10 protein-coding genes and 1 tRNA gene are annotated in these 13,771 nt (G+C 46.4%); 5 read left to right on the forward strand and 6 right to left on the reverse strand.

Annotated features, from left to right (window positions below; translation table 11 throughout):
- Positions 1-29 precede the first annotated feature (29 nt).
- The 3 genes from IKG78_RS06525 to IKG78_RS06535 form a co-directional block, all read right to left on the reverse strand.
- Positions 30-1,376, reverse strand: a complete 1,347-nt coding sequence (locus IKG78_RS06525; RefSeq protein ID WP_290941220.1) for a polysaccharide deacetylase family protein — start codon at positions 1,374-1,376, stop codon at positions 30-32.
- Positions 1,377-1,511: 135 nt separating this feature from the next.
- Positions 1,512-1,961 carry a hypothetical protein gene (locus IKG78_RS06530; RefSeq protein ID WP_290941223.1) on the reverse strand — a complete coding sequence of 150 codons (450 nt, stop codon included), beginning with the start codon at positions 1,959-1,961 and terminating at the stop codon, positions 1,512-1,514.
- 89 nt (positions 1,962-2,050) lie between these two features.
- Positions 2,051-3,445, reverse strand: coding sequence for a sugar porter family MFS transporter (locus IKG78_RS06535; protein ID WP_290941225.1), 1,395 nt, complete (start codon positions 3,443-3,445; stop codon positions 2,051-2,053).
- A 274-nt stretch (positions 3,446-3,719) separates the two neighbouring features.
- Here IKG78_RS06535 and IKG78_RS06540 point away from each other — a divergent pair, with 274 nt between their 5' ends.
- The 5 genes from IKG78_RS06540 (at position 3,720) to IKG78_RS06560 (ending at position 11,835) form a co-directional block, all read left to right on the forward strand.
- Complete coding sequence (locus IKG78_RS06540; protein ID WP_290941228.1) at positions 3,720-4,520, forward strand: hypothetical protein; 801 nt, start codon at positions 3,720-3,722, stop codon at positions 4,518-4,520.
- Between the two features lie 126 nt (positions 4,521-4,646).
- Complete coding sequence (gene ileS, locus IKG78_RS06545; RefSeq protein ID WP_290941232.1) at positions 4,647-7,829, forward strand: isoleucine--tRNA ligase; 3,183 nt, start codon at positions 4,647-4,649, stop codon at positions 7,827-7,829.
- A gap of 67 nt (positions 7,830-7,896) precedes the next feature.
- Complete coding sequence (locus IKG78_RS06550) at positions 7,897-9,741, forward strand: DNA adenine methylase (protein ID WP_290941235.1); 1,845 nt, start codon at positions 7,897-7,899, stop codon at positions 9,739-9,741.
- Complete coding sequence (locus IKG78_RS06555; protein ID WP_290941238.1) at positions 9,719-10,900, forward strand: HNH endonuclease signature motif containing protein; 1,182 nt, start codon at positions 9,719-9,721, stop codon at positions 10,898-10,900. The genes IKG78_RS06550 and IKG78_RS06555 overlap by 23 nt, the downstream gene beginning before the upstream one ends.
- 188 nt (positions 10,901-11,088) lie before the next feature.
- Positions 11,089-11,835 carry a transporter gene (locus IKG78_RS06560; RefSeq protein WP_290941243.1) on the forward strand — a complete coding sequence of 249 codons (747 nt, stop codon included), beginning with the start codon at positions 11,089-11,091 and terminating at the stop codon, positions 11,833-11,835.
- A gap of 231 nt (positions 11,836-12,066) precedes the next feature.
- Here IKG78_RS06560 and IKG78_RS06565 read toward each other — a convergent pair.
- From IKG78_RS06565 to IKG78_RS06575, 3 genes are all read right to left on the reverse strand, one after another.
- Positions 12,067-12,139, reverse strand: a tRNA-Gly gene (locus IKG78_RS06565).
- Positions 12,140-12,549: 410 nt separating this feature from the next.
- A complete protein-coding gene (locus IKG78_RS06570; protein ID WP_290941247.1) occupies positions 12,550-12,846 on the reverse strand; it encodes a hypothetical protein in 297 nt (98 codons plus the stop codon).
- Between the two features lie 67 nt (positions 12,847-12,913).
- On the reverse strand, positions 12,914-13,771 hold an 858-nt coding region (locus tag IKG78_RS06575), incomplete at its 5' end, for a glycine--tRNA ligase (RefSeq protein WP_290941250.1).

Raw genomic sequence — 13,771 nt, forward strand, 5'->3', positions numbered from 1 at the left:
GAACTTGAGTATTGGCTCAAGTATAAAATTTATCTTGTGACTTTCTTTGTGATGGCGGGCAGGCCTTTGGCTTCGGCGCGGATGACATATGTGCCCTTGGGGTAGCTTTCTGGCACGATGAAATCGCGGACTGAGCCGAGGCGGTTGCCGTTCAAGTCAAATAGCGTGAACTTTGTGTAGGCGGAGCTGTTTTGTATGTTGCCCCACTGAATTTTCGGGAGAACCGTTGTGGTGTCCGCTGTTGAATCTGTTGGGGGTGTTACTGTTGTGTCTTTGGGATGCATCGTTGTATCGCTTGGCGTATCGTTTGCGTTTGGCTTGCGCACTGTGAGACTTTTTGACGTGAACTCGATGATGTAGGAGCCGTCGCTTTCGGGGGTGAGCTTTTGACCGTCTTGTTCGACGACCGCGTTGTCGCTGACTTTTTTCGTGTCGATGTTCACGCGGAGCGGAATGCTTTTGGGCATGTGCTCGTTCGGGATTTTCCAGCTGACGGTGTAGCCGTTGTCAGTATCGGTGGCTTCGGCTTTATCTACGATGAAGTGGGCGCGGTAGTAGGCGCCGATGGTGCCGAAGGGGGCAATCCAGAGCTTGTTTTCGATAGCGTGCTGGAACAGCTTTTTGATGTCTGCGGGATTGATGGCGTAGTCATCGCCCTGATCGTCGGTGACTCCGTGATTCAAGACGACAAGCCATGTGCCGCCTTTGATTTGAACGTCCCACGGATTCGCGCCTTCGAAATTTCCGATGAATGCCGCAGTGTCTAGCGACGAAAGTAGCTCGTTGACGCTTGCGCCGGAGCGGGTCCAGATTTTAGCCTTGATACTCAGCCAGTCGGGCTCGGTGTCCCATTCGTTACGGCCATGCCATCCGCAGTCGCGGTTGATGAAGTGCCGCGTGTCGATAACGCTTTTGACTTGATCGTTGTTTTCGCAGAACGGAGTTGCCAATGATGTCACGTTGATTGTGGCGCCGTTGTCTGCAAGCAATTTTTCGATGTTGTCCGCGAATGTGACGATTTCTTTTTTCAGTTCTTCGTTGCTGCCGACTCCGGTCAAATGTGCATGCGTGTCCGTGTGGTTGCCGATTTCGTTGCCGGCACTTGCAAGCGCTGCGAATCCGGCGGCGTTCTGCTTGAGTCCGTTCCCCATGTTCGTCAAGAAGAACGTGACATGGATATCCTTCATCTCGTCGAGGATTGGTTTTAAGTTTTGCACCTGGTTTTCAAGTGCATCGTCAAAGGTGAAACTTACGGCACCGACATGGCCGTTCCACGGAATCGTTTTGATAGGTGCTGCCATGCTGAATCCTGCAAGCCCGAAGGCGAAAGTGCACGCCGTTACGGCTTTTATATTTGAAAATAATTTGCTGTTCATAATCCACGTCCAAACAACTTAAAAATTAAAAATTAAAAGTTAAAAATTAAAAGTTAAAAATGAAAAATGGTAAATTCATTCTTCATTTTTCATCCTTCATTTGCCTCAGAGCGAAGTGAGCTTGGTGCATTGAGATTATTCTTTGGCGGTAAAGTACAGCCATGATTTAGTGATAAAAATGGAAAGGCTGATTTTCCAATCGGCTTTGTAGTATTTTGCGACATCGAATTCTATTATTGAAAAATCAAATCTTGCGGACCATCCAAAATCGAATTTGGAATCTGTCATTCCGATTTCAGGCCCGGTCGCTAATAACATCACTGTATCGAATGCATAAACAAAGCTGGGGTTTGCATAAATAGAGAAATAATCTTTTTTGAAATGCGTTTTTGCTCGTAAAAAGAACAAATAAGTATCAGTCTTGATATAGGAATCATAAAGCCATCCGCCAATATCGAAGCCTGCGTTTACCATTTTGTCGCCAAAGAGGTATCCGCCAAAGCCTGAGGCTAGCGAAATATTCTTTTTATCTTCGGCAAAAGTCATTCCGACAAGCAGTAATAGAGAAAGCCAAATGATACGCATGTTAGAAATATACAATTTTAAACAAGCGAAAAAATTCCCGGAGGCATTCGCCTTCGGGAATTCTGTAAACGAGCTCAGCGAGCTTGAAATTACATGGCTTCGAGTTTGATGCCCTTGGTTTCTTTTATCAGCTTGGCAACGAACACAAAGCTTATCGCGGCGAATGCCGTGTAAATCAAGTACGTCGGGCCGATGCCGATGCCGTGTTCGCCGACGAGAACGGGGAACGACCAGCTGACTAAGAAGTTTGCTCCCCACTGGGCAAGTCCGCAAACGGAGATGGCCACGGCACGGATGCGGTTGTTGAACATTTCGCCGAGCATCACCCACATGACCGGGCCCCAAGTTGCAGCGAAGAAGGCCACGTAGAAGTTTGCAGCGAGGAGGGCGAAAATGCCACTAGAATGCCCAAGGTTGCCGCTTGCGTCGGAGCCGAAGAGGAAACAACAGGCGAGAATTCCTAGCGTAACGGCCATACCCGCAGAACCGATGAGCAAAAGCGGCTTGCGCCCAATCTTGTCAATCAGGAGAATCGCGGCGATGGTCATGGTCAAATTGATGGCACTGGAAATCACGCTAGTGAGGAAGGCGTCGCTTTCGCCAAAGCCCACACTCTGCCAAAGCATGGAACCGTAATAGAAGATGACGTTGATGCCCACGAGCTGCTGGAGAATGGCAAGGCCGAGACCCGCCCACACGATTGGAGCGATGCGTTTCTTGCCTGCAATTGTTTCGAGAAGGTCGGAAAGCTTCGTCGGCTTGTTGCTCTTGAAGGATTCCTGGATTTCAATCGCTTTTTCTTTGATGCCGACACTTGCAATCAACGAGAGAACCTTCTCGGCTTCTTCCATGCGGCCTTTGCTGACGAGGTAACGCGGAGATTCTGGGAGCTGCCAAGCGGCGATACCGTAAATGAGTGCCGGGATGGCTTCGACCCAGAACATCACTTTCCATGAATGGATGCCCATAATCATATTGCTTGCGGAACCTGAGATGCGAACGATGATGTAGTTCGAAAGTAAAGCCACGAAAATGCCGATAACGATGGCGAACTGCTGCATGGAACCGAGTCGCCCGCGCAAATGTGCCGGGGATGTTTCGGCAATGTAAATCGGGGCGATGATGGATGCCACACCGATACCCACACCGCCAATGACACGCCATGCGATAAAGTCATAGATGGTGAAGGGGAGGCCAGACCCGATAGCGCTTACGAAAAAGAGAATGGAGGCCGCAATCATGCATCGCACTCGTCCAAATTTATCTGCTAGGCGACCGGCAAAGTATGCCCCGACGGCAGCGCCAATCAGCGCAAGCGAAACGGCAAGACCGAGCTGCATGTCGTTGCAGTTGAAATAACCCTTGAGTGCCACGTTGGCACCGTTAATCACGGACGAGTCAAAACCGAATAGAAACCCTCCGATGGCAGCGGAAAGGGTTATCATGATGACGTGTCCAACGTTGTAATTGTCTTCTACTGCCATGATTGTACCTCTGTTGTTTGATAAATAAATTTCGTGCGTTAATTTAGCTATCTGCCTTTTGTAATTTCAAGGATTACAAATAAACTCAATAGTCTAAAATGGACTAACGCTTTTGTTACGGCAAGCCGAAAGATTGCTCCCTCTGTTCCCATCCCGTATGTAATTAGATATATATAATTTTATTAGAATAGGTAATTTTTTTATGTATTTTGTGTAGTTTGGAATTTTATTTTGGTATATTGGGCCAAGTTGTAATACTTTTTTAGAGCGTGTCATGTTTTCTTTTGCTAAAAGATTGTGTACCGGATTTGTTCTTCTCGGCTTGTTTGCCTTGTGTTTTTCTGGTTGTGCAGTGACTTCGTCGGGGAACACGTTGGGCGAGGCGGCGGTTCTCAAGTATTCGTCGGATCAGAAAAAATTCCGTTATGTGGATGTTGGGGGCGTTTTTGCGGGCGATGAAAAAAGGGAAGTTTCGTCGCCGCATCATTCAAAGTCTATCATGGGGCTTGCCGTCAATACAAAAATTGAGCTGTTGTCGTTGGATTACTCGCTTGCTGGGCAAAAGGGCGGCTTATTCTTGTCTGTTCCGATTTCCATACCGATGGATATTGGGTTGCGTCCGAGTTTGGTGCAATGGTTTGGGCCTGCATATTTAGGGGCCGGGGTCTCTTTTGTGGGGGGCTATTATTCCAATGATCAAAAAGAAAATTATGAACCTAAAGAGGACAACCCGAAGGGCCGTTTTGACGGTTTTATTTTGTACAATGTTGGTGGCGGCGCGATGTTTGATCTTGGCGAAGTGTTTTCTTTGGGGGCGTATGTCAATTACGAAAGGATGGCGTTTAATAGTGGCGGCTCAACTGCTAAAAATGATATGTTTTCTGATTGGACGAGTGATAAGGGCCGGGAAAATTACCCAGGGTATGCACATCGCACGAATGTGTTGACTTTTGGTATCAGCACTTTTTGGAAAAAGAAACATCCTTGGGGATTGTATTTTGAATACAGCCCTGAAGTACTCCCTTTAAATGATGAATGCGGAAAGTTCCAGATAGGTTGGGTTTTCTTGTATTGATTTGATATTGGGAGTGGATTTTTCTATCTTTGCACCCGAAAATTTAACGCCTTGTGGTCGGTAGAGGTTCAAGCGGACTCCCTGTCTACTTCCTACTTCCTACTGTCTACTATATCGAGGTAACCCATGTTTCGTGAAGTCAAAAAAGATGAAACCTTTCCACAAATAGAAGAGCGCGTGCTCGGCCTGTGGGACAAGGACGAAAGCTTCAAGAAGTCGCTTGACAGCCGTCCGGAAACCGAACCGTACACTTTCTACGATGGCCCTCCGTTTGCAACGGGCCTCCCGCACTACGGTCACTTGCTCGCCGGTACCATCAAGGACATCGTCCCGCGTTACTGGACCATGAAGGGCAAGAAGGTTCCGCGCGGTTTCGGTTGGGACTGCCATGGCCTCCCCATTGAATCCCTCGTGCAGAATGAACTCGGTCTCGCTGGCGTTGCCGAAATCCAGAAGCTCGGCGTCGACAAGTTCAACGAAACTTGCCGCGGCAAGGTGCTCAAGTACACCAGCGAATGGAAGAAGACCGTTCGCCGCATGGGCCGCTGGGTCGACTTCGACAAGGGCTACAAGACCATGGACAAGAACTTCATGGAATCTGTGTGGTGGGTGTTCAAGCAGTGCTTTGACAAGGGCCTTATCTACCAGGGCTACCGCATCCAGCCGTACAGCCCGGCTCTCGCTACTCCGCTTTCGAACTTCGAAACGAACCAGGGTTATAAGGACCGTCAGGACCCGTCTCTGACCCTCATCTTCCCGCTTAACACGGACGAGGCCAAGTTCAAGGACACGAGCATCCTCGTGTGGACGACGACCCCGTGGACACTTTATTCCAACTTCTGCATTGTTGTGGGCCCGGACATGGACTACAACCTTGTGGAACAGGATGGCAAGAAGTACTGGATTGCCGCAAGCCGTACCGCCGCTTACTTCAAGAACCCGAACATCGTCGATACCTGCAAGGGCTCTGAACTCGTGGGCAAGGACTACGAACCGCTTTCCCGTATCTCTGACGAATACGTGACGCCGGACCAGCTGTCACGCCACTACAAGATTTACCCCGCCGACTACGTGAGTACCGAAGACGGTACCGGTGCCGTGCATACCGCTCCCTCCTTCGGTGAAGAAGACTTCCAGAAGGGTGCAGAACTCGACCTCGGCCTTTTCGACCCGCTCGATACCGAAGGCAAGTTCACGGACAAGGTCCCGATGTGGAAGGGCATGGGCGCCAAGGAAGCCGACAAGGAAATTATCCGCTTCTTCAAGGAACAGGGCCGCGTGTTCAAGCAGGACACGATCGTGCATAGCTACCCGCACTGCTGGCGTACCGGCGTTCCTCTGATTTACCGCGCCCTCAAGACTTGGTTCTTGAAGATCGATGCGCCTGTCACCAGCAAGGACGGCGTGACCAAGACCCTGAAGGAATGGATGGTCGAGAACAACCAGACTGTGAACTGGGTTCCGGACCACATCAAGAACGGTCGTTTCGGCAAGTGGCTCGAAGGCGCTCGCGACTGGAACCTTTCCCGTAACCGTTTCTGGGGTACGCCGATTCCGGTGTGGCTCTCTGACGATGGCGACATGATTGCTGTGGGCTCCATCGAAGAACTCCAGCAGCTCACCGGCGTGAAGCTCGATGACTTGCACAAGCACTTTGTGGACAAGCTTACCATCGAAAAGAACGGCAAGGTTTACCGCCGCACGCCGGAAGTGTTCGACTGCTGGTTTGAATCCGGTTCCATGCCGTATGCCAGCCGCCATTACCCGTTCGAAAACAAGGAACTGGTGGAACGCAGCTTCCCGGCGGACTTTATCGCTGAAGGCCTTGACCAGACTCGTGGTTGGTTCTACACCTTGACCGTGCTTTCGAACGCTTTGTTCCAGAAGCCGGCTTTCAAGAACGTTATTGTGAACGGTATTATCTTGGCCGAAGACGGTTCCAAGATGAGTAAGTCCAAGCGCAACTACCCGGACCCGAACGACCTCATTGAACGCACGGGTGCCGACGCTATTCGCTTGTTCATGATCAACTCCGCCGCTTTGAAGGCCGAAGACCTCCGCTTCAGCGAAGAAGGCGTGAAGGGCATCGTGAAGCAGGTGATGTTGCCGCTTTGGAACGCTGTTGCATTCTTTGTCTCTAACCACAACGCTGACGCCGCCAAGGGCCAGCTCACGTGGAAGCCGGGTCAGGATGTGAAGAGCGACAACGAACTTGACCGCTGGATGCTTGCAACGTTGCAGGACTTGGCCGCCAAGGTCGAAGTGGAAATGAAGGCCTACCGCCTGTACAACGTGGTGCCCGCCGTGATTGCCGCGGTGGATGACCTCACGAACTGGTACGTGCGCCGCAGCCGTCGCCGCTTCTGGAAGAGCGAAAACGATGGCGACAAGAACGCCGCCTACGCTACCATGTACAAGGTGCTCGTAGACTTCTCCAAGATTCTCGCTCCGTTCCTCCCGCTCCTCGCCGAAGAAATCTACCAGATTCTCGTTCGCGAAGTGGACGCCAACGCTCCGGTGAGCGTGCATCTCTGCGAATTCCCGAGTGCTGACAAGTCCCTCATGGACGAAAAGCTCGTGGAACGCATCGCCATGGTGCGTGGCATGGTCGAAATGGGCCGCGTGATCCGCGCTACGAACAACGTAAAGAACCGTATGCCGATTGCTAGCATGACGGTGGTTGCTCACGGTAACGTGGAAAAGAACGTCGCCGAGACCATGAAGGAATTGATCCTCGAAGAACTCAACGTTCGCGAAATGAAGTTCCTCGAAGACGAAACCAAGCTTGTGAAGCTCTCTGCTAAGCCGAACTTCCTCGCTATTAAGGCAAAGGGTCCGGATTACGCGAAGAACATGAAGGTGATTTCTGCTAAGCTCAATAGCCTTACGGTTGATGAAATCAAGGCTCTCCAGGCTGGCGAAACCATCAAGTTCGACTTCGGTGAAGTCGGAGCCGACTGCCTGATGCTCAACCGCATCGTGGCCGACGGCATGGCTGTGGAAGCCAACCAGCACTTCACCGTGGCTCTGGACTTGAAGATCACTGACGAACTCCGCCGCGCCTGCGTGGCCCGCGAACTCGTGAACCGCATCCAGAACCGCCGTAAGGACCAAAACTTTGCAATCTCTGACCGTATCAGCATTGAACTTTACTCTGAAAGCGAAGTGCTGAAACAGGCTGTGAAGGAAAACGAATCTTACATCAAGGGCGAGACACAGGCTAACGCTATCGTGTGGAAGGATTCTACTGCTGGTTTGCAGGAATCTGATGCAGATGGCGAAAGGGTCTTTGTCGAAGCTGTAAGATAAGTACAATTTTGGAAAACGATGCTAGGAGGATGTTTTCTCTGAGCATCGTTTTTTTATTTTGAGGTATATGCGTTATTTAGGTTGCAAAGATTTACTTGTTGACGACATCGTTTCTTTGATACGAGAACGATGCGAAATATCGGAGAGTACAGTTTTCTTTGATGCCTTTTGTGGAACAGGGGCTGTTGCGGTAGCAATGAGTTCCTATTGTCATGTTGTGATAAACGACATATTAAAATGTTGTACGACTTATGCTAAAGGTCGGTTGTGCAATCCAAGTCAGATTGCGAAAAAATTAGGATTTAATCCCTTTGAGGTTCTGAATAATCCAAAAGGAAAACGGAAAGGTTTTTTTGCAACAACCTATTCGCCATATTGTGATAGAATGTATTTCTCTAAAGAAAATGCAGAAAGAATTGAATTTTGTAGGCATGAAATAGAGAAGTGGAAAAAAAAATTATCAGAGAATGAATTCTCCTATCTACTGGCTTGCTTACTCGATTCGGTGTCAGACGTATCCAATACGGCAGGAGTGTATGGTGCTTTTCTAAAAAAATGGGATAGACGGGCTTTAAAGCCATTTGTTTTCAGAAGATTAGATTGCTTGACTAATGAAAGAGCTTCGGTAGCTGGATGCTATAATCATCATACAGAAGATAATATAAAGAATGTTGAATGTGATATTCTTTATCTCGATCCTCCGTACACGCAAAACCAATACGGAACACAATATCATTTGTTGGAAACATTGGTGGAAAATGATTGCCCTAGCGTAAGCAAAATAACGGGTTCTAGACCTGTTACACCTTATAGATCAAAATGGTCGCGTGATATTGATGTGCATGTGGCTTTTGAAAAAACAATAGCGGAAACAAAGGCGAAATACATCATATTATCCTATAGCAATGATGGCTTTATGACGCCCGAATTTATTAAAGATGTGATGTGTCGTTATGGAAAAGAAGAATCTTTTTTGCAAAAGGAACTCGGTTATAAAAAATACACTAATAAAAAAAGTAAGCGTGATGAAACGCATAAAGAATATTTGTTTTTTATTGAAAAGAAAACGAACAGCGATGTTGTTGTTGATGCCCCGCTAAATTATACTGGAAGTAAGGCTGGGCTGGTTCAGAAATTAAAAAAATTTATACCGCCAAAAGAAAAAATATCGTTGTGCGTTGATTTGTTTGGCGGGGGGTTTAATTTCGGAGTAAACATGCCTTATCAGAGAATTGTTTACAATGATATTAATGACAGAGTTGTAGCTCTCATTCAGATGTTTTATGAAAATGATTGTTCTGCGCTCATAAAAAAGATAAAAGCAACCATAAATAAATATGGAATAGAAAAAGGAAATCGCGATTCTTATTTAAAATTAAGGGAGCTATACAAGATTAATCCATCTCCATTGATTTTGTATGTTCTTATATTATATGGCTTCCAACAGCAAATACGATTTAACGGGAAAAAAGAGTTTAACAATCCTCCTGGAAATCGATGGTTCAATGAGTGTCTGCTGTCTAGGTGCATTTCTTTTTGTAGAACAATGAAGAATAACCGGGTTGATTTTATTAGCGATTCGTATGAAACGGTTCTTCAAACACTAGGGGCGGGATCGTTTATATATGCAGATCCTCCGTATTCAGGTACATTGGGTGTCTATAATGATGGAAAAAGGGGATTTTATGGTTGGACTTCAAAATCTGATGCGTTGCTTTTAAACTCGTTGGATGCGGCAAGCCAACGGGGTGCAAAGTTCATGTTGTCTTATGTAGATGACGGAAATACTCTTATTGTAGATTGGGCAAAAAAAAATAATTATCATTTAATTCATCTTGATTCTAATCAGGGTAAGTATAACAGACGAAAAGAACTGATTGTAGTTAATTATGAAAACGAACCCATTGGTTAGATACAATATAAATGCACAGAAAAGATCCGGCTATTTTGCACAGATCTTAACTTCAGATGTACTAAAAGATATATGTTTTAAAGCCACGGGCTGTCGAGAATTTGAAGTTGAGACAGAATCAGAAGGCTATAACAAAGGACGATTAGTCACGATAGAGTATAATAATGTTATTTATTATGTAACTTTGTCTGAAGATAAGGTTGATGGCAGGAATTCAAGTGTCCAAAGCGTTCCGTCTGCATTGAATCTTTTTTATGCCGATGATAGATCCAAGAAAAAATTGTGTTATTATTTTATTCCGTATACAGGTAATTATTTCACTGAATATCATAAATTTATTTTCAAACTTTTGAAAACCGTTGGTGTAGAGTTTCTGAATTTGCCGAGCAATTGTTCCGCAATATATTCATACTCTAGTATAAATGAAATAATGTCAGCGCGAAGGGAAACGCAGGGACAGAATAAATCAAATAATTCAAGTTATATTACTAAATTCAACAACAGAATTCAAATTTTCGGAAAAACATTTGGCGCCAGTAAGTACGAGTCAACTTTGATGGCTTTAGCTGCTGCGAAAATAACAAAAGGTAAAGTTGATTTTTTTAATGTGGCCGAAAATGGCCTTGAAGAATTGCCGAAAAGTTCTCAAATTACTTTAAGTAAATTTGCCAATATTGAACTGCATTCTGCAACACAAACATTAGATAAAAAGATTTCTGATGCATTGCCTGAAACGGCCAGTTTGCGGAATGGCTCATATTTGTATAACCTGTTGTCTAAATTAGGTGAAAAAAAGTGTTGTATGTGTAAATGTGGAATTCCTGAAATTATTCAAGGAGCGCATATTTGGGAAGTTTCAGCCATCTCGAAAACGTCAATGAATTTTAAAGAAAAATTTCAGCATGTAAACAATTCTGATAATGGATTGTGGCTATGTCAAAACCATCATAAGCTTTTCGACTCAAATATTATTATGCTGTCAAAAAATGGACGGTTGTGTGTCCGTTTAGATGTTAATCATGACGATGAAGATTATATAAAAAGTATAACGTCTTGTAAACGACTTGATGCCTCTTTTTTGACTGAAAAAACAAAAGATTATATAGATAAAAGAAATTCGAATTTGTGTAAAGATGATTATCACAGCATCGATGATTAGCGAAAAGAAAAGTCTAGAAAATATTAGAATAAATTAATTTTTTTTCTGATTAAAAGTCCCAGCAATTAAGTTGGGCTTTTGTACTTGTATGCAAAAAAAGTATTTGGAAATCGCTTTTTGTAAATTGTTTTTTGTATATTCGCACTTGAAAAAATACAGAAGTGATACCTTAAAAAAGGAAATTTTATATGTTGAAAAAAGCATTTCTTGCAGCGACTCTATGTGCAACAGCAAGTTTTGCATCTTGGGATAGATTCCCCGTCCTTGAAAATCACAAGGGCGAATTTGCGGTTGGCGTCAATTTTAGCAAGCTGGGTGAACGCATGTGGCTTTTGCCTTTTGTGGGTTCCCGTTATACGGTTGTGCCGAATTTGGAATTGGGCGTGAGTATCCCGTATTATATAAGATTGTATAAGAGCAACGTAAACGGTCTTGCAAATCCAAGATTTATGGTTCGTTATCAGTTCTTGCCTATGTTGAATGCGTTCTTGAATGTTCGAGTTCCTATAAGCAATGATCCTTATAATTATAGTGATTGGGCTTTCAATTTTGGCACTCAGTATTCCCAGAATTTTGGTGTTGTTGATTTTGGCTCGGAACTTGGCCTTACAGTATGTACTAGAGGTGATGATAAGGAGTCTCCTCCGTTGCACCTGAATTTTGGTGCTGAAGCCGATTTTAATCTGGGTATTCCGTTGACCCCGTTTATCGGTGCCAATGTATTGATGAGAATAGGTAAATATACTTATAAGGGGAAAAATTATGGTAAGAGCTATACGGGTGATTTCGTTGTTCGACCTTATGCTGGTTTAAAGTATGCAATCAATTCAAATGTTAGTGTGCAGACTTCCGTAATAACAGAGTTGGGTAAAGAGGAAGTGGTTGGTCCGGAAACTCTGATTGGAGTAACTCTCGAACTCAAGGTGTCGTTCTAAAAATAGGTGGGTGGGGGAGGTTTCCCCCTGATTGCAGCCCCGGCTTTCAAATGCTAAATGCGACGTGTCATGCCCGCCTCCGTGCGGGCATCTCCTTTATTCGTCAAGAAGCTGGTCGCCGGGGCTTCCATCACCCCTTCTAACGGGCTTCAGATGCCAGCCCGTAACGCCCGGCTTAAATTGTGTATAAAAAAAGAAAACCACCTTTGTAGGTGGTTCTCTTTTTTTTAGAGCGGGAAAAGGGACTCGGACCCTCGACCCCGACCTTGGCAAGGTCGTGCTCTACCAACTGAGCTATTCCCGCGGGGTGACCCAATTATAGAAATAAAATTTCCAATTGTAAAGGGTGTGGGTCGAAAAAAAATAAATTTTTTTTTCAAACAACAAAACAAAAGAGCCTAGCTTGACGCTAGACTCTTTTTTAGAGCGGGAAAAGCGCGCAAAACGAGTGTTGCAAAATTATGCTTGCATAATTTTATAATCGAGTGCAGCCGCGGACGCCGTAGGCGTCAACAGGGATTGACGTCTTCGCCATAATCCGCTACGCGGATGGCTCGCCGCCCTCCGGGTTTATCGCTACGCGATAAATCCTAAATTCTTCCCACGGGCTACGCCCACGAAAGAATTTAGTCGCACCCTCTCCCCCGAGGGGTCTCGGGTCCTCGTCCAGCTTCAGACTACAAAATAAAAAAAGACGCTTTGCAGCGTCTTCTTTTATTTTAGAGTGGCCACGGTGTCGCTGATGAGCGGGCTTCCCGACCCTGTTCCTTCATTGAGCACATGCACGATGACATAGTCGGTAGGGTTTCCTTGCACATCGTCGTTGAGCGAATACTTCTTGATCAGTTTCCACGACGTGTCGCCACTACTCACCTTCTGCCGTGCAGAGTTATATAGGTTGGTGAACCACTCCGCGTTCTTGTTCTGCCAGTCGGCATACTCATCCACCTCGTTGTCAGTCTCACTGCATGCCGTAGTCATCATCATGGCCACGGCAGCCAGAGTCATCATGAGCCAATGCCTCGGTTTGCAAGAAGAGGAAAAACGATACATAATGGTCATGCGTATGATGTTGTGTTTATTGCAGTTTCTTGAGCAGGCTGGTGATGCTCACCTTGTCTTCGATGATGCCACGCAGCGCTTCGATGTCGACACGTTCCTGCTGCATGGTGTCGCGGTAGCGCAGTGTCACCTTATTATCATTGAGCGTGTCATGGTCGACGGTCACGCAATAAGGAGTACCGATGGCATCCTGGCGGCGATAGCGCTTGCCGATGCTGTCCTTCTCTTCATAATGCGTATTGAAGTGGAATTTCAGTTCGTTGACGATTTCGCGCGCCTTCTCGGGCAGTCCATCTTTCTTAACCAGCGGCAGCACGGCACATTTCACAGGCGCCAAAGCCTCGGGCAGGCGCAGCACCACGCGTGTCTCGCCGTTTTCAAGCTGCTCCTCCTGGTAGGAGTGACACATCACGGAGAGGAACATACGGTCAACGCCGATACTCGTCTCGATGACATACGGAGTGTAACTCTCGTTGGTCTCCGGGTCGAAGTATTTGATTTGCCTTCCGCTGAATTTCTCATGCTGCGAGAGGTCGAAGTTGGTACGGGAATGGATACCCTCCACCTCCTTGAATCCGAAGGGCATTCGGAACTCGATGTCTGTTGCCGCATTGGCGTAGTGAGCCAATTTGTCGTGGTCGTGGAAACGGTAGTTCTCAGCGCCGAAGCCCAGAGCCTGGTGCCAAGCCATACGCATCTCCTTCCATTTCGGGAACCAGTCGAGTTCGGTACCCGGTTTCACGAAGAACTGCATTTCCATCTGTTCGAACTCCCTCATGCGGAAGATGAACTGACGGGCCACTATCTCATTGCGGAACGCCTTTCCTATCTGTGCGATGCCGAAGGGCACTTTCATACGTCCCGTCTTCTGTAC

This window comes from Fibrobacter sp., assembly GCF_017545445.1.
Taxonomy (GTDB): Bacteria; Fibrobacterota; Fibrobacteria; order Fibrobacterales; family Fibrobacteraceae; genus Fibrobacter.

Coding starts and splice junctions, on each gene's coding strand:
- IKG78_RS06540 (WP_290941228.1), top strand. CDS start 3,720: ATGTTTTCTTTTGCTAAAAGATTGTGTACCGGATTTGTTCTTCTCGGC.
- IKG78_RS06530 (WP_290941223.1), bottom strand. CDS start 1,961: ATGCGTATCATTTGGCTTTCTCTATTACTGCTTGTCGGAATGACTTTT.
- IKG78_RS06555 (WP_290941238.1), top strand. CDS start 9,719: ATGAAAACGAACCCATTGGTTAGATACAATATAAATGCACAGAAAAGA.
- IKG78_RS06560 (WP_290941243.1), top strand. CDS start 11,089: ATGTTGAAAAAAGCATTTCTTGCAGCGACTCTATGTGCAACAGCAAGT.
- IKG78_RS06570 (WP_290941247.1), bottom strand. CDS start 12,846: ATGATGACTCTGGCTGCCGTGGCCATGATGATGACTACGGCATGCAGT.
- ileS (WP_290941232.1), top strand. CDS start 4,647: ATGTTTCGTGAAGTCAAAAAAGATGAAACCTTTCCACAAATAGAAGAG.
- IKG78_RS06535 (WP_290941225.1), bottom strand. CDS start 3,445: ATGGCAGTAGAAGACAATTACAACGTTGGACACGTCATCATGATAACC.
- IKG78_RS06525 (WP_290941220.1), bottom strand. CDS start 1,376: ATGAACAGCAAATTATTTTCAAATATAAAAGCCGTAACGGCGTGCACT.
- IKG78_RS06550 (WP_290941235.1), top strand. CDS start 7,897: ATGCGTTATTTAGGTTGCAAAGATTTACTTGTTGACGACATCGTTTCT.